The sequence below is a fragment of the Kitasatospora sp. NPDC127060 genome, from assembly GCF_042724935.1.
In the GTDB taxonomy this organism is placed as follows: domain Bacteria; phylum Actinomycetota; class Actinomycetes; order Streptomycetales; family Streptomycetaceae; genus Kitasatospora.
The window spans coordinates 62344-85238 of the sequence record NZ_JBHXEG010000010.1 but is presented as its reverse complement, the minus strand read 5'-3'; the positions used below and the strand labels follow the sequence as shown (position 1 = coordinate 85238).

26 protein-coding genes and 1 pseudogene are annotated in these 22895 nt (G+C 74.5%); 10 read left to right on the top strand and 17 right to left on the bottom strand.

The window, feature by feature from the left end; translation table 11 throughout:
- Window positions 1-7: 7 nt before the first annotated feature.
- Complete coding sequence (locus ACFWIS_RS08765) at window positions 8-394, bottom strand: DoxX family protein (RefSeq protein ID WP_380454102.1); 387 nt, start codon at window positions 392-394, stop codon at window positions 8-10.
- A 125-nt stretch (window positions 395-519) separates the two neighbouring features.
- Here ACFWIS_RS08765 and sigJ point away from each other — a divergent pair, with 125 nt between their 5' ends.
- A complete protein-coding gene (gene sigJ, locus ACFWIS_RS08760) occupies window positions 520-1476 on the top strand; it encodes an RNA polymerase sigma factor SigJ (protein ID WP_380454104.1) in 957 nt (318 codons plus the stop codon).
- A gap of 107 nt (window positions 1477-1583) precedes the next feature.
- On the opposite strand, the gene ACFWIS_RS08755 is transcribed toward sigJ, so the two are convergent.
- The 5 genes from ACFWIS_RS08755 to ACFWIS_RS08735 form a co-directional block, all read right to left on the bottom strand.
- Window positions 1584-2162, bottom strand: a complete 579-nt coding sequence (locus tag ACFWIS_RS08755) for a hypothetical protein (RefSeq protein ID WP_380523794.1) — start codon at window positions 2160-2162, stop codon at window positions 1584-1586.
- A 180-nt stretch (window positions 2163-2342) separates the two neighbouring features.
- The gene (locus ACFWIS_RS08750; protein ID WP_380454107.1) at window positions 2343-3140 is read right to left on the bottom strand and encodes an erythromycin esterase family protein; all 798 of its coding nucleotides are present in this window, start codon (window positions 3138-3140) and stop codon (window positions 2343-2345) included.
- 100 nt (window positions 3141-3240) lie between these two features.
- Window positions 3241-3966, bottom strand: coding sequence for a dienelactone hydrolase family protein (locus ACFWIS_RS08745; RefSeq protein WP_380454109.1), 726 nt, complete (start codon window positions 3964-3966; stop codon window positions 3241-3243).
- A gap of 81 nt (window positions 3967-4047) precedes the next feature.
- Window positions 4048-4329 (bottom strand): hypothetical protein, encoded by a 282-nt coding sequence (locus ACFWIS_RS08740; protein ID WP_380454111.1) that lies wholly within the window; start codon window positions 4327-4329, stop codon window positions 4048-4050.
- Between the two features lie 324 nt (window positions 4330-4653).
- Window positions 4654-5031 carry a nuclear transport factor 2 family protein gene (locus tag ACFWIS_RS08735; RefSeq protein ID WP_380454189.1) on the bottom strand — a complete coding sequence of 126 codons (378 nt, stop codon included), beginning with the start codon at window positions 5029-5031 and terminating at the stop codon, window positions 4654-4656.
- A gap of 79 nt (window positions 5032-5110) precedes the next feature.
- Between ACFWIS_RS08735 and ACFWIS_RS08730 the strand changes: the two are divergent.
- The 5 genes and pseudogenes from ACFWIS_RS08730 to ACFWIS_RS08710 form a co-directional block, all read left to right on the top strand.
- Window positions 5111-5305, top strand: a pseudogene (locus ACFWIS_RS08730) (SAM-dependent methyltransferase); the annotation flags it as partial.
- Window positions 5306-5576: 271 nt separating this feature from the next.
- A complete protein-coding gene (locus ACFWIS_RS08725) occupies window positions 5577-5858 on the top strand; it encodes a hypothetical protein (RefSeq protein ID WP_380454113.1) in 282 nt (93 codons plus the stop codon).
- Between the two features lie 198 nt (window positions 5859-6056).
- Window positions 6057-6575, top strand: coding sequence for a hypothetical protein (locus ACFWIS_RS08720; RefSeq protein WP_380454114.1), 519 nt, complete (start codon window positions 6057-6059; stop codon window positions 6573-6575).
- A 38-nt stretch (window positions 6576-6613) separates the two neighbouring features.
- Window positions 6614-7039 carry a VOC family protein gene (locus tag ACFWIS_RS08715; RefSeq protein WP_380454116.1) on the top strand — a complete coding sequence of 142 codons (426 nt, stop codon included), beginning with the start codon at window positions 6614-6616 and terminating at the stop codon, window positions 7037-7039.
- A 165-nt stretch (window positions 7040-7204) separates the two neighbouring features.
- Entirely contained in the window at window positions 7205-8209 is a 1005-nt protein-coding gene (locus tag ACFWIS_RS08710; protein ID WP_380454118.1) for an SDR family NAD(P)-dependent oxidoreductase, read from the top strand.
- Here the strand turns inward: ACFWIS_RS08710 and gcvH are convergent.
- From gcvH to ACFWIS_RS08690, 4 genes are all read right to left on the bottom strand, one after another.
- Window positions 8188-8574: a glycine cleavage system protein GcvH gene (gene gcvH, locus ACFWIS_RS08705; protein ID WP_380454119.1), complete on the bottom strand. Its 387-nt coding sequence runs from the start codon at window positions 8572-8574 to the stop codon at window positions 8188-8190. The two genes, ACFWIS_RS08710 and gcvH, sit on opposite strands and share 22 nt — an antisense overlap.
- A gap of 113 nt (window positions 8575-8687) precedes the next feature.
- A complete protein-coding gene (locus ACFWIS_RS08700; protein WP_380454121.1) occupies window positions 8688-9155 on the bottom strand; it encodes an NUDIX domain-containing protein in 468 nt (155 codons plus the stop codon).
- A 76-nt stretch (window positions 9156-9231) separates the two neighbouring features.
- A complete protein-coding gene (locus tag ACFWIS_RS08695; protein ID WP_380454123.1) occupies window positions 9232-9456 on the bottom strand; it encodes a hypothetical protein in 225 nt (74 codons plus the stop codon).
- 11 nt (window positions 9457-9467) lie between these two features.
- Window positions 9468-9668, bottom strand: a complete 201-nt coding sequence (locus ACFWIS_RS08690) for a hypothetical protein (protein ID WP_380454125.1) — start codon at window positions 9666-9668, stop codon at window positions 9468-9470.
- A 117-nt stretch (window positions 9669-9785) separates the two neighbouring features.
- On the opposite strand from ACFWIS_RS08690, the gene ACFWIS_RS08685 reads away from it, so the two are divergent.
- The 3 genes from ACFWIS_RS08685 (at window position 9786) to ACFWIS_RS08675 (ending at window position 12435) form a co-directional block, all read left to right on the top strand.
- Window positions 9786-10625, top strand: coding sequence for a helix-turn-helix domain-containing protein (locus ACFWIS_RS08685; protein WP_380454127.1), 840 nt, complete (start codon window positions 9786-9788; stop codon window positions 10623-10625).
- On the top strand, window positions 10610-10819 hold the full coding sequence (locus ACFWIS_RS08680; RefSeq protein ID WP_380454129.1) for a DUF397 domain-containing protein: 210 nt from the start codon (window positions 10610-10612) through the stop codon (window positions 10817-10819). Before ACFWIS_RS08685 ends, ACFWIS_RS08680 begins: the two co-directional genes overlap by 16 nt.
- 119 nt (window positions 10820-10938) lie before the next feature.
- Window positions 10939-12435, top strand: coding sequence for a DUF4157 domain-containing protein (locus ACFWIS_RS08675; RefSeq protein WP_380454131.1), 1497 nt, complete (start codon window positions 10939-10941; stop codon window positions 12433-12435).
- Between the two features lie 32 nt (window positions 12436-12467).
- Here ACFWIS_RS08675 and ACFWIS_RS08670 read toward each other — a convergent pair whose 3' ends face one another.
- The 5 genes from ACFWIS_RS08670 to ACFWIS_RS08650 form a co-directional block, all read right to left on the bottom strand.
- Entirely contained in the window at window positions 12468-13088 is a 621-nt protein-coding gene (locus ACFWIS_RS08670; RefSeq protein ID WP_380454133.1) for a DUF1707 domain-containing protein, read from the bottom strand.
- Window positions 13089-13234: 146 nt separating this feature from the next.
- On the bottom strand, window positions 13235-13747 hold the full coding sequence (locus ACFWIS_RS08665) for a hypothetical protein (RefSeq protein ID WP_380454135.1): 513 nt from the start codon (window positions 13745-13747) through the stop codon (window positions 13235-13237).
- A gap of 77 nt (window positions 13748-13824) precedes the next feature.
- Window positions 13825-14817, bottom strand: a complete 993-nt coding sequence (locus tag ACFWIS_RS08660; RefSeq protein WP_380454136.1) for a pentalenene synthase — start codon at window positions 14815-14817, stop codon at window positions 13825-13827.
- 267 nt (window positions 14818-15084) lie between these two features.
- Window positions 15085-15549, bottom strand: coding sequence for a MarR family transcriptional regulator (locus tag ACFWIS_RS08655; protein WP_380454137.1), 465 nt, complete (start codon window positions 15547-15549; stop codon window positions 15085-15087).
- Window positions 15550-16064: 515 nt separating this feature from the next.
- A complete protein-coding gene (locus tag ACFWIS_RS08650; protein ID WP_380454138.1) occupies window positions 16065-16568 on the bottom strand; it encodes a hypothetical protein in 504 nt (167 codons plus the stop codon).
- Between the two features lie 187 nt (window positions 16569-16755).
- On the opposite strand from ACFWIS_RS08650, the gene ACFWIS_RS08645 reads away from it, so the two are divergent.
- Window positions 16756-17988, top strand: coding sequence for a MinD/ParA family protein (locus ACFWIS_RS08645; protein ID WP_380454140.1), 1233 nt, complete (start codon window positions 16756-16758; stop codon window positions 17986-17988).
- Window positions 17989-18067: 79 nt separating this feature from the next.
- Here the strand turns inward: ACFWIS_RS08645 and ACFWIS_RS08640 are convergent, their stop codons facing one another.
- Together ACFWIS_RS08640 and ACFWIS_RS08635 are read right to left on the bottom strand one after the other, a co-directional pair.
- Entirely contained in the window at window positions 18068-19405 is a 1338-nt protein-coding gene (locus ACFWIS_RS08640; protein ID WP_380454142.1) for a S8 family serine peptidase, read from the bottom strand.
- Window positions 19402-22848, bottom strand: coding sequence for a right-handed parallel beta-helix repeat-containing protein (locus ACFWIS_RS08635; RefSeq protein WP_380454144.1), 3447 nt, complete (start codon window positions 22846-22848; stop codon window positions 19402-19404). Before ACFWIS_RS08635 ends, ACFWIS_RS08640 begins: the two co-directional genes overlap by 4 nt.
- Window positions 22849-22895: the final 47 nt, after the last annotated feature.

Sequence of the window (22895 nt, the reverse complement as noted above, 5' to 3'; positions counted from 1 at the left end):
CCGGAGGTCAGTTGAGGAAGGACTCCGGGCCCAGCCGGCCCCAGAGCACGAACGCGGCCAGCAGCACGTAGACCACGTCCACCGCCACCAGCCAGTACTCGCGCCGCCGCAGGCGCACCACCGCCGCCCCGGCCATCAGCAGCACCAGCCCGAGCGCGGCCAGCGGCACCAGCACCGGCGCGATGCCGAGCAGCGCGGGCAGCACCAGCCCCACCGCGGCCAGGACTTCGAGGGCGCCGATCGCCCTCACCCCGCCCGCGCTGAAGTCCTCGACCCAGCGGCCGCTTCGCCCGGCGGCGGCGATCCGCTCCTTCGGCACCAGCAGCTTGAAGGCACCGCCGAGCAGATAGGCGGCGGCCAGCAGTGCGGTGACGGTCCACAGTGCGGGGTTCATGATGTTCTCCTCGGTACGTTGTCCGCTGCTGCCCTCCGGGACAGGGCAGCCCGGCCGCCCGTGACGGGGGCCCGGTGTGAGGCGCGCCACCCCGGGCGGGGCGGCGCCGGAAGGGACGGGGTGCCATGGCGGGATCGACGGGTACGGCGGACGTGGCGGAGGCGGCCCGGTACCGGCCGCTGCTGTTCTCCATCGCCTACGGCATGACGGGCTCGGTGGGCGACGCCGAGGACCTCGTCCAGGACACCTTCCTCAACCTGACCCGGGCCGGGCAGGCGGGCACCACCGTCACCAACCTCAAGGCGTACCTGACCACTTCGGTCACCCGCCTGGGCATCAACCACCTGGACTCGGCCCGGGTGCGGCGCGAGAGCTACGTCGGCGAGTGGCTGCCCGAGCCCGTCGTCGCCTTCGCCGAGCGCCCCGGCGACGCCCCCGCCGAGCACGCCGAGCTGGCCGACTCGCTGTCGATGGCCTTCCTGGTGATGCTGGAGGCCCTCTCCCCCGTGGAGCGGGCGGTGCTGCTGCTGCGCGAGGCCTTCGGCTACGGCTACCCGGAGGTCGCGGAGCTGACCGGCAAGTCGGAGGCGAACTGCCGTCAGATCCTGGCCCGGGCCCGCAAGCACCTGGCCCTGGGCACGGACACCCCGCTGCCGGCGGCCCGGCGGGCCGAGGGCGACGAACTGGCCCGCCGCTTCTTCGCCGTGGCCGCCGGCGGGGACCTCTCGGAGCTGCTCGGCATGCTCGCCCCCGACGTGGTCTTCCACGGCGACGGCGGCGGCAAGGCGCAGTCGGTCGGCAAGTCGGTCGCCGGCCTGGAGCGCGTCGCCCACCTGCTCACCTTCGGCTTCACCCGCAACCGCGAACTCGGCGTCACCCTCCGCCCGGCCCTGGTCAACGGCCGCCCGGGCGCGGTCTCCTACGACCCCCGGGGGCGGGTCGCCGGTGTCCTGGTGCTGGAGATCGCCGACGGCGCGATCCGGGCGCTGCACTCGGTGTCCAACCCGGACAAGCTCGGACACCTGGGCGAGGTGTCCGACATCGGGCTGCGCCGGGTGCGGGATCGGGACCGGGACCGGTAGCCGGCCCCGGAAATCGGTGGCGCGCGGAGGCGGGCGCGGTCCGCTCAGCCGGGCGGGAGCGGGGCGGCCTCACCGGGACCAGGGCCGCCGCCGGGTCGCGACGGCCCTCAGGCTGCGGCCGTTTCGACGACCTCGATCTCGAACGGCTGCCGGTTGTTGCGTCCGTTCCGGTCGTCCGGGCTGTGCACGGCGACCTCCCCGCCGAGCAGTGGGCCCGTGGGCGCGTCGGGGGAGATCCGGACGGGGATGATCGCGGTCGCGCTGCGCCCCTCACGCAGCCCGGGCCCGAAGGTGCAGCGCAGGTGGCGCTTGTTCCCGGAGGCCGTGCACGTTTCGGGGAAGAACGGCTCCTCCGCCGTGGTCCCCGCCGGCAGGACGATCAGGACGTCGAACGGCGATGCCGTGGTGTCCGGGCCGCGGTTGGCGACGAAGGCGTGCAGGCTGGTCCGGCCGCCCGGCGGGGCGGCGTCGGGGTCCAGCCGGATCACCTCCAGGTCGGAGTCGGAGACCGCGGGGGCGGGCGCGGGCGGCGGTACCGGTCGGCCGATCGGGCGGGGGTCGGGGCGCTGCCCGGCCCAGGACGGGCCGGCGGTCAGCGTCGCCAGCGCGCAGCCCGCCGCCACGGCCGCCGTCAGCCACCTCCCGCCGCCCGCCCCGCCGCGTGCTCCCGTGCGTCTGCGCTCCATGGTCGTCCGCCGTTCCCTCGCACCCGGCCGCCCGCGCCGTCGCGGACCGCATCCGCACCAGGGTGGCCGAGCGACCGGCGGCCGCCGCCGCGCCCCGCCCTCGGTCCGCCCGAACGGACGAACAGGCGGACGAACGGACGACCACGCGCCCGGAGAGCCGGCCGGAGCCCCCGGCCGGGGTCACGGGAGCCGGTGGACCGGGGTGGCCTCGCGCAGATGGATGAGGACGTCGAAGGCGTCGGGGAGGGAGGCGACGGCCAGGTGCTCGGCGGCGTCGCGCTCCGGGGTGTAGACGCCGCTGATGACGCGGGCCTTGGCGGGGCCGTCCCATGCGCGGCGGACGTCCTGGTGGCGCAGGTCGAACCAGTGGGCGGGTGCGTCGCTCTCGCCGAGCCCGGCGTCGAGCAGGGCGAGGGCCTCGCGGGCGTGGTCGGCGAAGGGGCGGCCCGGGTGGATCCCCCGGGCCCGCTGGACGTGTTCGTCCACGTCGTGGGCGGTGCGGATGGGGTCGAGGTGGGCCGCCGGCCGGGCGAGCCGCTCGGGCGCCGTGGCGCGGACGTGGGCCAGGACGGCTTCGTAGTCGGCGGGTTGCGCCTGGGCGGGCTTGACGCCGTAGACGCGGACCGGGTCGTCGGCGTGGTCCCGGTTGTAGGCCCGGATCCACTCCAGGGCGGCGGCGGTCTCGGCGGTGCGCCACGGGCGCCAGGCCCCGGCCAGGGCGTCCGCGGCGCTGCCGGCACCGCCGTTCACGTACGCGTCGAGGGCGGTGCCGGCGCCGGCGGCGTCCTGGACGGCGAGGGCGCGGAAGCCGTGGTCCCGGACGAGCCGGCGGAACAGCCGGTCCCGCACCCCGGAGGTCTCCCGGGAGAATCGGGTTGACTCCCCGATGCCCACCACCGTCGCCCCGGACGCCAGTTGGGCGGCGATCGAGTCGAGGGCGGGGTCGGACAGCGGGAGAAGCGCGGTGTCGTTCGGCATGCCGCACAGTCTGGTAGTTCAAGTCGACTTGAGGTCATGCGCGCAGAAGTCGGCTGCGCCGCCGCCGGGGTGCGCGGGCGGGAGCGTCGGCCGCGAGCGGTCAGGCCCCGGCGGGCAGGCATTCGTCGAGCAGGGCGAGGATGTCGCGCCAGGCGCGGCGGGCGTGCAGCGGGTGGTGGGCGACGCCGGGGACGACGGGCTGGTCGACGGGCGGGTGGTGGAAGGCGTGCTGGGCGCCGCCGTAGACGGTGAGGCGCCAGTCGACGCCGGCGGCCTGCAACTCGGCGGTGAAGGCCTCGCGTTGGGCGGCGGGCTGGATCGGGTCCTCGGAGCCGACACCCGCCCACACCGGGCAGCGGATGTTCGCGGCCTCGCCGGGGCGGCCGGTGGTGAGGGCGTTGACGGTGGCGACGGCCTTCAGGTCGGCGCCGGAGCGCGCGAGTTCGAGCAGGACGGCCCCGCCGGTGCCGTAGCCGACGGCGGCGATCCGTCCGGGGTCGGTGCGCGGCTGGGCGCGCAGCGCGTCGAGGGCGGCGTGGCCGATGTCGCGCAGCCGGTCGGGGTCGGCGAGCAGGGGCAGGCAGCGCGCCAGCATCTCCTGGGGGTCGGTGAACCAGCGGCCGCCGTGGATGTCGAAGGCCAGGGCCACGTAGCCGAGTTCGGCGAGGGCGTCGGCTCGGCGGCGCTGGAAGTCGTTGAGGCCGGTACCCTCGGGCCCGATCAGGACGGCGGGGCGGGGGCCGGTGCCGGCCGGGAGCGCGAGGTGGCCGACCATGGTGAGGCCGTCGGCGGGGTAGCGGACCGTGCGGGTGGTGACCGTTGTCATGCGCCGACGGTAGGCGCCGGCGAGGCCCGGTGGGGCGGGCCTTAGCCGACAGCCGAGCGGCCCCGAAGCGGGCCCGCCGGCTCAGAGCACGAAGTAGCTCGCCCCGAAGGCCTCGGCGGACTCCCTCGGCGCCACCTGGGCCGTCACCGGGCCCTGGCAGTTCGCGGCGGCGTGCACCAGGACCGTCGAGTCGGTGAAGTTCTCGATGAGGATCGGCGAGGAGGCCGGGTAGCAGCCGCGCGCCGGGTGCTGGTGGGGCACGCCGTTCACCACCAGCAGCCCGGTGGCGGCCTGGGCGGGGACGGCGAGGGCGAGCATCCCGGCGGCGGCGAGCAGGACGGCTCCGGAGATCCGACGACGCATGGGGTTCCTCCCTGGTCAGGGGGCCACCGCCCCGAAGCGGTGCCCGTGCGAACAATCCTGTCGGCGCCGGGACGGATACCGCAATCGCCCGAACCGGCGACGGAACAGAGGCAGTTGGGCGCCGTGCGGTGCTGTGGCCGGGAAGGTTCCCACTACCCGGCGGCCGAGGACCCGTTGCACGATCCTGGTCGGCCACGGCCTGGGCCGCCTTCGCCGCCGTCGCCCGCGGCTATGCCGGTCGGACGGATTGAGACGGCGGAGTTCGCGGGCCCCTTGCGGCAGTTGAGCGCAAGTCCAGGAGAAGGACGGCGACAGAAGGACCACTCAGGAGGCGGACGGCTCGATCTCCCCCGCGAAGACGATGACCTGGTCGATGAGGCTCCGCCGCAGATGGACGACGTCCGTTCCCGCCAGGCGGGGGCCTCCGTCCGGCGTGGTGAAGACCCACCGGTACCGGGCCCACTCGTCAGGCATGTCCACCTCCGAGCAGCGCACCATCGTGCCGGTCCCCGCCGGGTGGCGTCGGATGTCCAGCACGAACCGCTCGACCGCCGCGATTCCCTCGCTGCGGCCCAACGGCCCCCAGAAGACCACGTCCGAGGTCAGGGCCTGGGAGAGCAGGGCGGTCACATAGTCGTCGTCCGAGGCGTTGAACGCGGAGATGAACGTGTCGATCGCGGAGCGTGCGGTCTCTTCCTGCATACCCCAGTAATACCAGCCGTCGCGCGTGCGCTCCGGATCCTCCCGGTCGCAGCACCAGGGTGGCCGGCATGGTGGACGGCGCGGCGTCGAGGTGGTGGGTGTCGATCCGGCGGCGGCGCCGATCGAGGTGGCGCGCGCCAAGCCGGGCGCCGGCCGGGTGCGCTGGATCTGCGGTGACGCTGGTGAACTCCAGCCTCTGCAAGTCGACTTGGTGATGATGACGGCCAACTTCACGCAGGCGATCGCCGATCCGCCCGCCTGGCGGCGCGCCCTGAGCGACGGCTGCCCGCTGGACATCACCGCCGCCGACGTGCCCACCGTGCGCGACGGCCAGGTGGTGCGGACGCGGGCCCATGCCGACCCGGCCGAGGGCTGTGACCCGCCCCCCTACGGGGTGATCTTGGCCGGGCGTCGGCGCGGCGCCCGGCCGGGCGGGGCGGACCTTCCGGTAGGCATGGGCGGGGACGGGTTCGTGGGCGAAGGATGCCCGCACCCGGCCGCCAACTCCACGCCGATTCCAGGCCCATCGGAAGGACTTACCCACTATGAAGCTGGTACGACGAGTCGCTGCCGCCGGTTGCACCCTCGCCCTCGCCCTCGGCGGTGCCGTCGCCCTCGCCCCGGCCGCGAGCGCGACCCCGCAGGGCTGCTTCTACTACGTCCTGGAGAAGGTCCCGGGCGCCAACACCGAGATCGTGGAGGACGCCTGCACGGTTGGCGCGGCCGGCGGCAAGCAGGCGTTCGAGGAGTGCTACCGCCTCCTGCGCAGCGACTACGTCCCCGCCGTCGTGGCGGCCGAGGGCTGCCGCAAGGCCCCCATGGAGTAGTCCGGCCCCGGAACGGGCGCAGCGCGGGAAGTCGAACGGGCCGACTTCCCGCGCTTTCGCGGGTCCGGGCGTGGTGTTCCGTTTCCCGGCTCCCGGTGGATCGTTGATCGTTGTACCAGTTGTTGTCAACGGATCACGCCCCTCCCCCGCGGCCCGGACCGGCGCAGCGCCGGGCGGGCCGCAACGGAAAGCCACCCCATGCCCGTTCGCCCCTGGCGCGCGGCGGTCGCAGCCGCCTCCGCGCTCCTGTTCCTGGCCACCGCCCGCGCGACGGCGCAGCCCGTGGAGCCCGCGGCACCGGCCGCGCCCGCAGCACCTGTGGCGCCTTCGGCGTACAGCCTGCGCAACGCCCGTACCGGGACGTGCCTGCACCACGTCTTCGGCACCACCCAGGTGCGGCTGGAGCCCTGCGAGGCGGTGCCCGAGCAGCGGTGGGAGCTGCGGGCGGCCGGCACGTGGGTCAACGTGGCGGCGTTCGACCCGGAGAAGGGTGCCTGGGGCTGCGTGGCCATCGGTGACAACTGGCGCATCCGCTACGGCCAGTGCCGGGTGGCCGAGTCGGCGTGGAGCATCGCGGACGGCGGCCGTTCCCGGGTCCGCTCGGAGTCGGACCTCAATGACAACGACCTCTACCTGACGGAGACCCAGGAGGGCCGCCTCGGCGCCCAGCCCGGCGGCACCACCCCCTCCGCGGACTGGATCCTGGCCGCCGAATAATCCGGGAACGGGCGAGCGTCCCCTGTTACGGTGCCCGGATGTCAGCGATCAAGCAGTTCCAGGTCACGTTCGACTGTGCGGAGCCCGCGCGCGTCGCCCGCTTCTGGTGCGAGGTGCTGGGGTACGTCATGACGCCGCCGAAGGGGTTCGCCGGCTGGGAGGAGTACGAGGCCTCCCAGGCTCCGGAGGAGCGGGGCTCCTGGTCCGCCTGCACCGACCCGTCGGGGGTGGGCCCGCGGCTGTACTTCCAGCGCGTTCCCGAGGGCAAGACCGCCAAGAACCGGGTGCACCTGGACGTGCGGGTGGGCACCGGGCTGGTGGGTGAGGAGCGCCTGGCCGTGCTGGAGGCCGAGGCCACCCGGCTGGAGGCGCTCGGCGCGGTGCGCGTGCAGGTGCTGTACGACGGCCAGGACTCGTGCATCTCGATGCAGGACGTCGAGGGCAACGAGTTCTGCGTCGACTGAGTCGGGTCGGCCGGGCAGGCCAGTGCCCGTGCCGGTGCCAGCGCCCGTGCCGGTGGGATGACAGCGGTGGCAGCGCCCTGCCGGTGGGCTGTGAGCGGCCTGCGGAAACCTGGGGCCGGGGCGTGAACGACGCGCCCCGGCCACCGCACCACCAGGGAGCCCCCCGTGCCGAACCCCGCAGCAACCCCGACCCCGCCGTGGGACGTCCACCGCCTGCCCCGGGCCGAGGGCAAGGTCTTCCTGGTCACCGGCGGCAACGCGGGCATCGGCTACTTCGTCGCCGAGCAGCTCGCCGGCACCGGCGCGACGGTCGTCCTCGGCTGCCGCGACCGCCGCAAGGCCGAGGCCGCGACGGCCTCGATCGGCGTCCGGGTACCCGGCGCCAGGCTGCGGCACCTGCCGCTGGACCTGGCCGATCCGGCCTCCGTCGCGTCCTCCGCCGACGGACTCGGTGCGGAGGGCCTGGAGCGCCTGGACGCGGTCGTCCACAACGCGGGCATCGCGCTGGACGACCCGCCGCGCCGCGAGAGCGCGAACGGCCACGAGCTGATGTTCGCCACCAACCACCTGGGCCACTTCGCCCTGACCGCCCACCTGGCACCGCTGCTCCAGGCCACCCCCGGCAGCCGGATCGTGACCACCGGCAGCTTCGCCGCCAAGTCCGAACGCCTGGACCTCGCCGACCTCCAGAGCGCCCACGACTACAAGCCCAAGCGCGCCTACTCCCGCTCCAAGCTGGCGCAGATGCTCTTCGCCGTCGAACTCGACCGCCGCCTGCGCGCCGCCGGAAGCACGACGCTGAGCGTCCTGGTCCACCCCGGCGGCGCGCTCGACGCCCTCACCCCCGCGCGCCCGCCCCTGCACACCCGCACCGCGCGCGAACGGCTGGGCCACCTGCCGCTCGGCCTGGTCGTCCAGGGCAAGGACGCCGCCGCGTGGCCCGCCGTACGGGCCGTGCTCGACCCGGGCGTGCGCGGGTCGAGCACGGTGATGTGGAGCCCCCGGGTGTTCGGGCTGCGCGGCGAGCCCCGGCCCGAACCCCTGTGGGACCACGTGGCGGACCCCGCCACCGCGGCCTGGCTCTGGGAGGCCAGTTGCGAACTGACCGGCCAGGAGCCGGTGTTCACCGCGGCGACGGGGTCCGGTCGCTACGACTCCTGTGCGATGTAGGCCTCGTACTGCTCCGCCGTGAGCAGGTCGTCCAGTTCGGCGGGCGCGGTCAGGTCGAGCTCGATGATCCAGGCGCCGTGCGCGTCCGCGTTGATCTCCTCGGGCTCGCCGCTCAAGGCCTCGTTGATCGCCGAGACCTTGCCGGACACCGGGGCGTAGAGCTCGCTGACCGACTTCACCGACTCCACCGAGCCGAACGGCTGGCCGATCTCGAACGTGTCGCCCACCTTGGGGAGTTCAACGAAGACGAGGTCGCCGAGCTGGCGCTGGGCGTAGTCGGTGATGCCCACCCGGGTCTTGTCCTTACCGGTGGACTGCAGCCACTCGTGTTCCTTGGTGTACTTGAAGTCCTTCGGGTAGGCCATGACGCTCTCCACAGGTCGATGTCGGCTGACGCACCGTCAGCCACGGAGGAGCCTGCTACAGATCGTCGCCACCCGGCGCGACCATCACCCGAACGAGTGAACGATCCGGCCGGTCAGTCGGGGCGCTGGCCGTGCAGCAGGAGGGGCAGGGCGCGGCCGGTGAGGGCCTCGGCGACGCGGGCGGCCTGGGAGGGCGCCATGTGACGGGGGAGTTCGCGCACGGGCACGAAGCGGGCGCCGAGCAGGCGGCTGCGCTTGTGCGGGGGGACGGCGAGGAGGGTGGTGTCGCGCACGGTGCCGCCGTCGAAGACCAGGCTGAAACGCTCCAGGTAGCGGTCGGACGGGGTGTAGTCGAGGGCGACGGCATGGGTCAGGCGCAGGATGATGCCGGTCTGGGCGTGCAGGTGGCGGGCGGCGGCGCGGTGCGGGGGCTCGTTCACCTTGCCCGCGCCGCCGGGCAGGATCATGCCGTCCAGGTAGTCCGGGTCCACGAGCAGGACGTCACCGGCCTGGTTGCGGACGAGAACGAGGCAGCCGAGGCGGCAGACGGGGGGCTTGGCGAGCAGTCGCGGGTCGTGCATGGGGGGGGTTCACTTCCTGAGGGCGCAGAACAGCAGGAGGGCGAAGCAGGCCCACCACAGGAGGCGGGCGAGGAGTTCAGTCGTCATAGGTGAGGCGCTCGTAGCGCAGGCCCTTGCGGAGCAGGTCCACGATGCGCAGCAGGTCGAGCGGGCGCGCGGTGAGGTGCAGCAGGTACTCGCAGGTGGAGCGGCCGGTGTCCCAGTCGACCTCGATGGTGGGCAAGTTGACCCGGCCCAGGGCCAGGACGGTGGTGAGGTCGTCCAGCACGGAGGCGGCCTGCCGGCGCTGCTCGGCGGTCACGCGGGAGAGGGTCACCGCTCCCCCGGACGCTTGTGGACCTCGAACAGGCGCCAGGCGGAGAACGCTTCGGTGAAGGAGGAGAAGCCGCTGCGCTCGCCGTCGGGCGTGCACAGCCACGCCCCGGTGCACTCGTTGCGGACCCGGTAGCACCGGGCCTCGGTGTCCCAGCGGACGCCGTAGCCGTGGAGGCGGGGGACTTGGGCATGGGTCATGGGAGTCAAACTCTCTGCGATCGGAGTTTCACGTTCTGTGCACATGGTGGCGCAGTGCGGCCTACGATCGGAAGCAGCTTGCGACTTGCCTTCGGCTCACCAGAAGTTGGGACTGCCATGAACAAGAAGAAGATTGACCCGGAGTCGAGCCCTTGGGCTCCCTTTGGTATCCAGCTCCGCAACTTCCGTGAGGCCAAGAACATCCTCCAGGAGGAGTTGGCGCCGCTCCTGGAGTGCTCGCCGTCGCACCTCTCCTACATCGAACTTGCGCACCGACCGCCGAGTCGCAGGCTCGCCGAACTCGCCGACATCGCGCTCGACACCGGCGGCACGATGCTGCTGATGTGGTACCAGCTGAAGAACGCGGCGATCCTGGAAGGCTTCCCGGAGTGCGCCCGCTATGAGGGCCTTGCCGAAGCGATCAGGATCTTCGAGAACGACTTCATCACCGGTCTTCTGCAGACCCGGGCATATATGACCGCGCTCCAGATGGGTTCTGTCAGGCAAGGCACTTCGTCCCAGAAACTGGCCGAGGAACGCATCGCCTTCAGGCTTGCCCGACAGACTGTCCTGGACCGGACCCCGCCTCCGCTCGTCCACGCGGTCTTAGACGAGAGCTGCCTCCGGAAGGTCGTCGGCGGACGCGACGTCATGGTCGAACAGCTGCTTCACCTTGAGCAGTTGGCCGATCGCCCCAACATCGTCGTCCAGATCGCGCCGTTCTCCCTGGGCGAGAACCGACCGTTCTCACATATGCTGCATCTCCTTACCATGCCGAACCGCAAAGTTCTCGCTTACGGCGAGGTTGAGCTGCGCGGCTACATCGACCGCGACACCAAGTCGATTGCCACACTTACCAAGAGCTACGATCGACTGGCGGTCGAGGCTCTCGGCCGGGCCGAATCATTGGCTTTCATCCGTGCGGTAAGGAGGGACCTGGAATGGATGTCGACCTGACAAACACTGCCTGGCGGAAGAGTTCATACAGTGCCTCGAACGGCGGCGCCTGCGTCGAAGTCGCCGACAACTTCGCCGGCGTCATGCCCGTCCGCGACTCCAAGGACCCCTCCGGCCCCGTGCTCGTCTTCCCCGCCACCGCCTGGCAGTCCTTCGTCACCGCCGTCCGCACCGGCGAATTCGACGCCCGCTGAAGGCCGCGGGACCCCCTCCGAACTGCCCGGACGGGCATAGACCGTTGCCCCCACAGCCCTTCCGTTCCCCCACCGTGCCGAACGACCATGGAAGGTCAGCAAAGATCCGGGGGGCACCCATGCGCACACACGACGGCGAGCGGCAGCAGCACAGCGGCCGGGACACCGCCGCCGACCGCGCCGGGCGGGCGCCCGCCCACCGGCTGCTCGCCCTCCAGGCCAGCGTGGGCAACGCCGCCGTCGTGCAGATGCTGCGACGCGCGCCCGAACACCCCGCCGCCGTCCAGCGCTCCACCGTCCACGACGTGCTGCGCAGCGCGGGCCGTCCGCTGGACGAGGCGACCCGTACCGAGATGGAGTCCCGTCTCGGCGCCGACTTCTCCGACGTCCGGCTCCACGTCGGCCCGGCGGCCCGCGCCTCCGCGGCCGAGGTCGGTGCCCGCGCTTACACCTCCGGGAGCCATGTCGTCCTCGGTGACGGTGGCGGCGACAAGCACACCCTCGCCCACGAGTTGACCCACGTCATCCAGCAGCGGCACGGCCCCGTGGCCGGCACCGACCGCGGCAACGGCCTGCGGGTCAGCGACCCCTCGGACCGGTTCGAGCGCGAGGCCGAGGCCAACGCGCACCGGGCCATGTCCGGCCCGGTCCGCACGCCCGAGGCCGACGTACCGCACGAGCACGCGACCGCTTCCGCGAGCGCCGGTGCCGTGCAGCGCGCCGCCACCGACGACCTCCCCGACGCCGAGGCGCCGTCAGCGGCGGTGCCCGACCTGCCCGCCACCCTGGTCCAGGAGTTGCAGGAGGCGAAGGACGCGACCGGGGCGGACGCCAAGGCCGTGCGCCAGGCCGCGCTGGACTCGCTGCTGCGGTACGTCCTCGCCCATCTGCCGGTCACGCCCGACCATCCCGAGCTGCCGCAGGCACTGGCCGACAAGGACCTCGTCCTCGGCTACAAGCACTCCCGGCAGGGGGCCGGCAAGCCCATGGCGCTGACCAGCACCGGCACTTCGGGCGACAAGGTCACCATGGCGCTGTACCGCAACCTCTTCGACGACTACGGCCCCGCCGTGGTCTACAGCACGCTGCGGCACGAGCTGATCCACGCCGCCCAGGCCATGCTGATGCCCGACGAGGACGCCGCCAACGGCGCGGACCCGCACGTCTACATGGACGTGATGAGCGACATCGGGCACGAGACCTTCGCCCTGCTCCAGCAGCCGATGCGGGAGATCGAGACCCACGTCTGGGAGCTGGAGCACGCGGGCCGCACCGGGATCGACGGCGGGTACCTGAAGGAGACCGTCGACTACCTCATCACCTACACCGAGGAGTTGGCCGCCAACCTCGGCGAGGCCGCCGTCACCGACCGGCACGTCGAGTACTGGGACGCGTACCTGGACAACTCGGTGGCCGCGCTCGGCCGGGCCGCCGCCACCCCCGCCGTCACCGGGCACACCGACCAGGCCCTCGCCGGACGCCTCACCACCGCCCAGCAGGCGCTGCGCGGCGCCATCGACGTCAAGAAGCGGGCGGGTGCGGCGGGCGGGAAGCGGGCCGGGGGCACCGGCCGGGGCAACCCCGGCCAGCGCAAGCGGGAGAAGGCCGACACGTGAGTTGAGTCTGCTTCCCGCTGCGGACGGAGTGGTCAGCCCCGGCGGGCCCGCCACCGTCGGGGGTGGCGCACGGTGACGCGGCCGAAGCTCTTCTTGCCGATCAACTCGATCCGCAGCCTGACCGGGGCCCCCGGGTCGGCGTCCTGATGGCCCTTCACCTTGGAGAACTCCAGGGCCAGGCCGTAGGGATCGACCACGATCCCCGGGCCGACGATCAGCGTCAGGTTGCCGCCCTGCATGTCGACGTCGATCTCCAGGGTGTCGTGGGTGATCACCGCCTGGGTGAAGTCCAGCTTCACGTGGCACCACTCCGCGGCGATCTCCAGGCGGCGCGGCAGCACCCAGGCGCCCACCCGCTCCGTCCTGGTGAACTTCTGCTCGATCCGCAGCACGTCCCGGCCCTCGGCCACCACCCCGGTGGCCGAGACCGACACCGGCGGCAGGTCGGCGGTGAGTTCGGCCAGGTCCCCGACCGTGCGGGCCGACAGGGCGGCCTCCACCCGCTCGTCCAGTTCCTCGGCCGTCAGCCGGCCGTCGCCCGCGGCGACGCCCAGCGCGGTCACCACCCGGTCCCGGTCGGCGTGCGAGGCCCGCAGCGCGGGCCGGGTGCCGGGGCCGGGGGCGCTCCCGGCGGGCACGATCTCTCCCGGCATCTTTCCCGTCCCTGAACTCGCTCGGCGAAGGTGCGCGCGCGGAGGCGCCGCGCGGCAACTTACGTTATATCGCGATACGGTATATCGCGTTACGCCGCCCCGCCAGGCCCCGGGGCGGTGGCGCGCCCCGGTGCGGGGCGGCTGCCTCAGGAGGCGGCGTCCTTGCGGAAGCGCTTGGCCAGGGCCGGATCCGTCTCCCACCACAGGCCGTTGGCGCCCTGCTCCTCCTCGGCGGGCTCGGCGGGCCGGGCCGGGCCGGCCCCCGGGAGGGCGGAGTCGCCGACGACCCGCAGGCGGAACAGCAGGCCGGGGACGGCCCAGAAGACCGCGCCCATCAGCAGCAGGACCGCCGCCACGCCGTACCAGGGAAGCACCGTGAAGCGGGCCAGGGGCAGCGCGAGGAAGGCGAACCGCAGCCCGGTGCCCCGGCCCGTCAGCAGGAACTCGCGCCCCTCACCGGCCTCCACGGTCACCGTGTTGGAGCGGGTGCGGTCCCAGGTGGCGAGCCGGACGGTGTGGAGGCCGGCCGGGACCGGGAAGCGCGCGAGGGTGCCCTGTTTGACCCTGCCGACCGGCACCCCGTCGATCTCCACGCCGTAGCAGCCCCTGCGCAGGGCGAAGAGCGGCGGCTCGGCATGCACGACGACGGTAGCGGTCATCTGGGTGTCCCCCCGGGTTGGTGATCATGAGGCGCGGAGCGCGCCCATGATAGGGGGATGCCCCTGGCCGGGCACCGTCAATTCGTCTGCCGGGCAACGAGGTTCTCCAGACCGAGGTCGCCCGGATGCTCGCCGGTGGCGTAGCGCGGGGCCGTGCGCCCCCAGTCGTGGTAGCCGCGGATCCAGGCCGCGTGGGCGTCCGCGTAACGGGCCAACTCCGGTATACCGCCGCCGAGTTCGCGCTCCAGCTCGGGCAGGCCGGCGCGCAGGCCGAGGAAGGACTCGACGCTGCGGTCCGCGGTGTCGCGCACCTGGCGGACGGCCTCGGCGCGGGAGGCGCCGTGGTGGTGCATCAGGCTCAGCACGAGGTTGGGGCGGGCGCCGGCCTGGTCCTTCTCCAGGGAGTGGATCTCGTTCATGGCGATGACGGCGTCGCAGGCGGCGACCCGCATCGCCTCCAGGTGGCTGGTGCACCAGGCCGGCAGCGGGACCTCGAAGTGCCCGACCCGCTCGGCCAGCGCCAGCAGCGGGCGCACCCCGATCGTGCGGCGGCGGGCGCGCAGGTGGGCGGCCGGGTCCGGGAGGACGCCGTGCGCCCGGTCGGCGATCTTGGTGGGCCAGCCGGCCAGGCAGTCGACCCAGTCGTGGACGGTGCGGCGGCGCCACTCCCCGGACATGCCCTCGCTCATCCGCTGCCAGCAGTCGGCGAAGGCGGCGACGACGGGCGTCGCGTGGGCCGTCTGCTGCTTCGGCCAGCGCAGGAGGTCCACCAAGTCCTGGCAGACGGCGATCGCGTCGTCCGTACGGCCGTCCCGGGCGTCGAACCGGTCGTCGAAGAGGAAGAACCAGCCGAGCAGGTCGAAGCAGAGGTCCAGGTCGGCGCCGACCGCGTCCGGGAAGCCGTACGCGGCGCTGTCCGCGACCCGGGAGAGCTCGTAGCGGCGCAGCGCCTCCGGGTCGGCGACCAGCCCGCCGGCCCGTACCCAGGCCAGGTGGCGCCGGCGGGCCCGGGCCAGCTCGGGGCTGACCCGGCCGGCGAGGGGCACCGTGAACTCGATGTCCTGGGGCATTCGGCTTCCGCGCTCCCGATACGACTCGGCGGTCCGTGGCGGCCGCTCGGGGCCGTACGGTTCGGGCCCAGCGTGGGGGAAGCGGCGGCACCCGCGCCAGAGCGCAAGGGGGCACCCCCGGGCGCATCCGGATGCGCGGCGCCCTCCCGCACCGGGGGCGCGGGAGGGCGGGGGGCCGGGGCACGGGAAGTCGGGCCCGCCGGCGGCGGCACCGGGGCGGCGGACCAGCCGGTGTCGCCGGTGCGGCGCGGGCCGGTCGTTCGGGCGTCATTCGGGGAGGTCGCCGTCGCCGCCCAGGTTGGCGGTGATGCGGCGCAGCACGTTGACGGTGGTGACGAAGTCGGCCTCGTCGACGCCCTCGTGGGCCTGCCGGAGCACGCGCAGGTTGCGCTCGCGGGCGCGCAGGCGGGCGGCCTCGCCGTCCGGGCTGAGGGACATGGCGCCGGTGGTCGCGTCCTCCAGCAGCCAGCCGCGGGCGGCGAGGTCGTCGAAGACCTCGTCGAAGTCGAGGCCGAGGTCCTCGTGGGGGGCCAGCCGCGGGACCAGGGTGGTACGGTTCCAGCGGCCGGGGGCGCCGGCGGCGCGGTTGAGCGTCCACCAGTGCGGCTGGGTGAGGCCCTCCACCGCGAGCTGTCCGCGCAGGGCTCCCACCACCCGGCGGTAGGCCTCGCCGGTCCACGCGCCGATGGGCTGGGCGGCCAGGACCTCGTGCGGGTACTCCTTGAGCGTCACGCTGCTGCGCCCTCTCTGTGTCGTTCGCCAGGACGTGATCACGGTAGGACTTCAAGTCGGCTTGAGGTCAAGGTGGTTCGTGGAGGGTGAGGTGGGGGTGGGTGTGTGGTGGGGGCGCGGTGGCCGGGTTCCGGCCGGATCGGGGGCGCCCCGGGCGTGCCGGCCGGGGCGCCCCGGGGCCGTGGGCCCGGTTTCCGCCGCTGCGGCGGGCCGGTGCCGGCACCGGAAGTCGGCCCGGTCGACTTCCGGTGCCGCAAACCGGTCGGCGGACTATGGCGCGCCGGCGCTCACCCACACGGGTGGGCGCGGCCGTTCCCGCTCCCCGCTGGGCCGGTGGCCTGGCACGGTTGGTGCGCGGGCGACCGCCGCCCCGGGGGCGGGAGCTCGGTGCTCGCCCCCCTCTGGCCGGAGCGGGAAGTCGTCCCCGCCGACTTCCCGCTCCCCCCGGGGGCGCCTCCCGGGGATCCTGCGGGATCAGGCCTCGCCGTCGCGTGCCTACGCTGCCTGAGGGCCGCTCACGGCGCGGGGTCGGGCGCGGGGTCGGGTGCGGTGGGGGCCGGGGCGGGGCCGTCGGCGAGGGCGGCGGACAGGACGACGGGCAGTTCCTTGTCGCCCTGGCCGACGCACAGCCCCAGCCAGCGTTCGGCGCCGGGCAGTGGCCAGACGTGCAGGGTGACGGCCTGCTGGCAGAGCAGGCCGACCGGTTCGGCGGGCCGGTACCCGGCGTCCTGCGCGTCGAAGCTCGCGCGCAGGTAGGAGAACAGGTCGACCTCGTACGGGCGGCCCCAGCGGGCCGTGAACACCTCGGCCAGGGCCTCCAACGCGCCCTGGGCCAGGTCGTGTTCGCGGTCGCAGGCCATCGCGTCCGGGTCGTCCCAGAATTCGCGGCTGACGGACAGCTCCTCGACCCGGTAGCCGGGGCCGCAGTACCCGGTGGGGTGGTCGGTGTCCTCGGGCGGGTGGGGCCGGGGGTCGGCGAGGAGGGCGTCGACCCGGTCGAGGTGCGCGGGGGTGGCCACGGCCGCAAGGCTAGGGGGCGGCACCGACAGCGGCGGGGCCGCCCCGACGGAGGCGGGCGGGGGGACATCCTCGGGGGCGGGCACATCCCTCGCCGGCGTTGAACGGCGTCGTGGGCCCGGGCCGTTGAGTCGGTGGGGGATCCGTACGGCACCGGCATGGGGGCCGGCCAGCGACAGGAGGCGGAACGTGGCGGCGGACCACATGGTCATCGAGCAGGTACGGCGGCTGGGGCGGGGCCCGGAGCGGGAGCTCTCCCCCGACTACGGGCTGCTCCCCCCGGCCCCGAGGTCCGAGCCCGACTGGCGTCGGCCGCTGGACACCCTGGGGACGGTGCTCATCCCCCCGGAGGCCCGCCCCGGCTCGGTCTCCCCTGCCCCGGTCTCCCCCGGCCCGGTCTCCCCCGGCCCCGCTCCGGTCACCGCCCCCGCCGTCCTCCTCGCCCCGCCCCCGATGCCCCCCGCGCCGCCCGCCGTCGCGCCCGCGCCGCCCGTCCCGTCCACCGCGCCGCAGCCGCAGCCGCAAGCGCAGCCGGACCCGGCGCCCGCGCCCGCGCCCGCGCGGCGGTCCCGGCTCCTCGGGGCCGGCCTGGGCGGCGGCCTGGGCCTGGGCCGGGGCGAGCAGCGCGAGCAGGAGCGGCTGCGGGCCGTCATCCGCACGCCGCTGCACCGCTCCTTCCGGATCGCGGTCATCGGCCTCAAGGGCGGGGTCGGCAAGACCTCCGCGACCCTGGGGCTGGGGTCCGTCCTCGCCGAGACCCGGGCCGACAAGGTCGTCGCCGTCGACGCCAACCCGGACACCGGCACGCTGAGCCGGCGCATCCGCCGGGAGACGCCGGCCACCGTCCAGGACCTGCTCGCGGCCGCGCCCTCGATCGCCGGCTACATGGACATCCGCCGCTTCACCTCGCTGACCCCCAGCGGGCTGGAGGTGCTGGCCAACGACGCCGACCCGACCGTCGCCAACGCCTTCGGTGGCGGGGACTACCGGCGGCTGGTCGACCTGCTCAGCCGCCAGTACCCGATCGTCCTGGCCGACTGCGGCACGGGCCTGCTGCACGGCTCCATGCACGCCGTGCTCGACCTCGCCGACCAGCTCGTCGTCACCGCCACCACCAGCGTGGACGGCGCCAGCGGCGCGGACACCACCCTGGACTGGCTGTGCGCCAACGGGTACGAGGAGCTGGCCCGGCGCAGCGTGACCCTGATCTCCGGGGTGCGGGCCAAGGGCCGGACGATCAAGGCGGACGACCTGGTGGCCCACTTCGGACAGCGCTGCCGGGCCGCCGTCGTGCTGCCCTTCGACGAGCACCTCGCCCTGGGCGGCATGTTCGAGCCCGCCCGGCTGCACCAGCGCACTCGCCGCGCCTACCTGGACCTCGCCGCGCTGGTCGCCGAGGGCATCCGCCCGGCGGGGGCCTGAGGTCCTGTCCGGCCGACCTTGGCGGATCAGCGCGCGTCGTGCGCCCGGCAGGATCGGCCGGACAGGGCCTGAGGGCCGGTCAGGCCTTCCAGCGGCCCGGGCGCCAGGCGCGGCGGCGGGCGGTGGTGCACACGACGGCCAGGCCCAGGGTGAGGGTGACGGTGGTCAGGACGGCGGCGGCCACCGTCGCGGCCTGGCGGGGGGCGGGGTCCGGGGGCGGGGGCCCCAGGGCGGTGGCCCGCGCCGGCGGGAGGGCGGCGGCGGTGGCGGGCGGGGTGGTGGTGAGGGCGGCGAGGGGGTCGACGGTGCCGTAGCCCAGACGGGGGTCGGGCAGGGTGGTGCCGGGGTGGTAGGCGGTGGCTTCGAGGCGCTCGCGCAGGTGGGCCGGGTCGAGGTCGGGGTGGTGGCCCAGGAGCAGGGCGGCGGTGCCGGCCACCACGGCGGCGGCGAAGCTGGGGCCGCTGCCGGTGAAGTAGCCCTTGCCGGCCGGTCCGGTGCTCATCATCGCCTCGCCCGGGGCGGTCAGGTCGACCCGGGGGCCGGTCCGCGCTCCCTGGCCGGTGCCGACTCCGGTGCCGACTCCGGTGCCCGTACCGCCACCGCCCGTACCGCCACCTCCCGCACCGGTGCCCGTACCGCCGCCACCCGCACCAACGCCCCCCGTACCGCCGCCGCCCGTGCCCGCCGGGTCCGGCGCGGTGCCGTCCGGGGCCAGCGCGGCGACGGTGAGGACCTGCGGCGGGGCGGAGGGCAGCGAGCCGCCGCCCTGGTCGGGGGTGGCCGGGGCGACCACCAGGGCGCCCCGCTCCTCGGCGTGGCGCAGCGCGTCCTCCAGGCCGGGGTCGCCGGCGGGCAGGGGCAGGGCCGAGGCGATGATCCGGGCGCCGGCGTCGGCCGCGTCCCGGATGCCCTTGGCGAGCAGGGCCGGGGTGGTGGCGCCGGTGTCGTCGGTGACGGCGACGGCCAGGATCCGCGCCTGGGGGGCGATGCCGGCGAAGCCGGTGCCGTCCTGGTGGCGGGCGGCGATCAGCCCGGCGAGGAAGGTGCCGTGGCCGACGCAGTCGCGGGTGGAGTCGCCGGTGCCGTACTCGCGCGGGCCCGGGACCAGGCGTTCGCCCAGGACGCCGGAGGCGCCGTCGACGCCGGAGCCGACGACGGCGACCGTCACCCCGGCGCCCCGGCCCAGTGCCCAGGCGGCCTCGGGGCGCAGGAAGGTCTGGGCCCAGGGAGTGCGGTCGGTGCCCTTGTCGGAGGGTTTGAGGCACTCGCCCGCGCGGGCGCCCTGGCGGCTCTGGCCGATCACGGGCAGGGCCGCGGGGTCGCCGGAGGCCGCCGCGGCCGGGGCGCTCCCGGTACCCAGGGCGCACAGGGCGGCGGCGAGGGCGGCGGCGGCCGCGGCGCTGCGGCGGGTGGTCACACCGTGCTCCCCTGGAGCAGCGCGGGGACGTCCTGGGGCAGCAGCAGGCTCAGTTCGGACACGTCGCCGACCTCCAGGCGGGCCAGCCGCCCGGCCTGACGGGTCACCATGGCCTCCAGGGTCTGGCGGGCGAAGCGGCCGTTGCCGAAGTTGCGGTCCCTGGGGACGGCCGCGCACAGCGTCGCCAGGGTGGTGAGGGTCTCGGGGGCGCAGAGGTAGCCGGCCTCCTCGGCCTGGCGGGCGACGATGGTGACGAGTTCGTCGGCGCTGTAGTGGTCGAAGGCGATCTGCTGGGGGAAGCGGGAGGCCAGGCCGGGGTTGGAGGCGAGGAAGCCCTGCATCTCCTCGTGGTAGCCGGCCACGATCACCACGACCTCGTCGCGGTGGTCCTCCATCAGCTTCATCAGGGTGTCCACCGCCTCCTGGCCGAAGTCGCCGGAGGCGGCGCCGCCGCGCGGGGTGAGGGTGTAGGCCTCGTCGATGAACAGCACGCCGCCGCGGGCGCGTTCGAAGGCCTCCTTGGTGAGCTGGGCGGTGTGGCCGATGTAGCGGCCGACCAGGTCGGCGCGGGCGGTCTCGACGAGCTGGCCGGTGGGCAGGACGCCGAGTTCGGCGAGCAGGGCGCCGTAGAGGCGGGCGACGGTGGTCTTGCCGGTGCCGGGCGGGCCGGCGAAGACCAGGTGGTGGCTGATCCTGGCGGCGGGCAGGCCGGCCTCCTCGCGCCGGCGGGCCTGGGTGATCAGGTTGACCAGGTTCTCCACCTGTTCCTTGGCGGCGCTCAGGCCCACCATCTGGCGCAGCCGGGCCAGGAGTTCGCTGCGGCCGTCCGCGCCGGGGCCGGGGCCGGCGGCGCGCGCGGCCTCGGCGCCGAGGTCCTCGGGCAGCAGCAGCGGCAGGTCCGCGTCGGTGACCTCGGCGAGGGCGGCCAGCCGGGAGGCCTGGCGGTCGACCATCTCCTCGAAGACCTTGCGGGCCGCGCGGCCGTTGCCGAAGTCCGCGCCCTTGGGCATGCGGGTGAAGTGGGTGCCGAGGGCCTCGACGGTGGCCTCGGCGAGGTCGAAGCCGTGGGCGGCGGCGGCCCGTTCGACGATGGTGACCAGTTCCTGGGCGGAGTAGTTGCGGAACTCGACGGTGCGGCTGAAGCGGGAGGCCAGGCCGGGGTTGGAGGAGAGGAACTCGCGCATCTCCTCCGAGTAGCCGGCCACGATCACCACGACGTCGTCGCGGTGGTCCTCCATCAGTTTGACCAGGGTGTCGATGGCCTCGCGGCCGAAGTCGGGCCCGGTGCCGCCGCCCCCGGCGGACAGGGTGTAGGCCTCGTCGATGAACAGCACGCCGCCGAGCGCCTCGGTGAACACCTCGGTGGTCTTGATGGCGGTGCCGCCGACGATGGAGGCGACCAGGTCGGCGCGGGCGACCTCGGTGAGGTGGCCGCTGCGCAGCACGCCGAGTTCGGCCAGGATGGCGCCGTAGAGGCGGGCGACGGTGGTCTTTCCGGTGCCGGGCGGCCCGGCGAAGATCAGGTGCCGGCCCATCGGGAGGGCGGGCATCCCGGCCTGTTCGCGGCGCCGGGCCAGCTTGTTGAGGTTGACCAGGGTGGCGACCTGTTCCTTGACGCCCTCCAGGCCGACGAGCGCCTGGAGGGCGGCCTGCGGGCCCTCCGGGTCCGGTGGCGGCGGCTCGGTGGCGGCGCCGTCGGGGCCGGGCGGGGTCTCGTATCCGTCCCCGTACCCGTCTCCGTACCCGCCGCCGTCCCCGGGTGCGGGGTCGGCGGGGCGGGTGCCGGGGGCGGCGACGGGCCGGGCCTCGGCGCTGCCGTGGCTGTCGGCGTGGGCGTTGTCGCGGCTGGTCAGCTCGGTGACCGCGAGGCGGGTGCCGGGCCTGGTCTGGCGCAGTCCGGAGCCGCGGTTGCCGGTGACGGTGCAGCCGGTGACGCGGACCGGTTCCTCGGAGTCCACCCGCAGTCCGTCGCGGGCGTTGTCGGTCAGTTCGCAGCCGTTCAGGGCGGCGCGGGCGCCGGCGGCGAGCAGGATGCCGTGGCGGCGGTTGTCGTGGACGCGGGTGCGGGCGGCGGTGAGTTCGCCGTCGTCCTCGACCAGCAGGCCGTCGCCGCTCCAGTCGGCGATGTCGCAGTCGCGCAGCGAGGCGACGCCGCCGGGGCCGATCTCGACGCCGTTGACCCCCGCGGTGGCGGTGGTGGTGCCGCGTGCGGTGGTGCCGCGTACGGTGGTGGCGCCGACCTGGGTGTTGCCGCCGTCGGCGACCCGCAGGGCGGCGCGCCCGCCCGCGCCGAGCAGGCAGGACTCCAGGCGGCCGCGGCCCTCGCGCAGCACTTCGACGCCGTGGCCGCCGACCTCGGCGACGTCCAGGCGGCGCAGCAGCGGGTTGGCGCCGTCGCGTACGACGACTCCGGCGCCGGCGGCGCCGCGCACCTCCAGGCGGTCGAACTCGGCGGCGCTCTCGCCGGTGAGGTCGACGGCGTCGCCGGCGCCGGCGGTGACGGTGGTGCGGGTCAGGACCGGGCTGGCGGACTCGTCGACCAGGACGCCGGTGCCCTGGGCGTCGCTGACCGCGCACTCCTCGAAGCGGCCCCGGGAGCGGCCGGTGACGTGGATGCCGTGGCCCTTGGTGCGGGTGGTGCGGCAGCGGCGCACCAGTGGGTCGGTGCCGCCGGCCAGGACCAGTCCGTGGCCGCGGGTGGCGTCGAACGCGCAGTCCTCCAGGAGGACTTGGGCGGCGGAGCTGACGTAGGCGCCGATCGCGACGTCGCGCACGGTGGTGCGCAGGACCCGGGTGGTGCTGTGTTCCTCCAGGGCGATGCCGGGTTTGTCGGTGGCGGAGATCTCGCAGTCCTCGATGGAGCCGCGGCCTTCGCCGTTGGCGCACACGCCGTTGCCCCGGGCGTCGCGCAGGACGCAGTTGCGCACGACGGGGTTGGCGCGTTCGCCGATCACCACGGCGGAGCTGCCGAGGTGTTCGATGACGGTGTCCTCGATGACGCTGGTGCCGGTGGAGGTCTCGACGATGCCGGCGCCGGCGGGGTTGACGATGCGGCAGCCGCGCATGGCCAGGGAGCCCTGCTGGCGGGTGAGGACGGCGGTCCAGGAGTTGCCCGCGACCTCGCAGTCCTCCAGGGCGGCCTGGCCGCGCGGGACGTCGATGGTGGGCAGTTCCTCGTCCTGGCCGTGCAGGACCAGGCCGGTGAGCTGGACGGCCTCGGCCACGACCTGGACGACGGCGCCGCGGCGCGGGGAGATGCGTACGCTGCCGCGGGCCTCCTCGGCGGTGATGGTCACCATCTTGGTGATCACCAGGTTCTCGTCGTAGCGGCCCGGGCGGACGCTGATCACCGCTCCGCTGCGGGCCGCCTCCAGGGCGGCGGCGATCGTGCGGTAGCCGCCCTCTTGCGGCTCCGCGCCGACCGTCAGCACATGGCGGGCCATGGGGCGCTCTCCTCCGTCGTTCGTGTCTGTGGTGCTTGCCGTGCTTG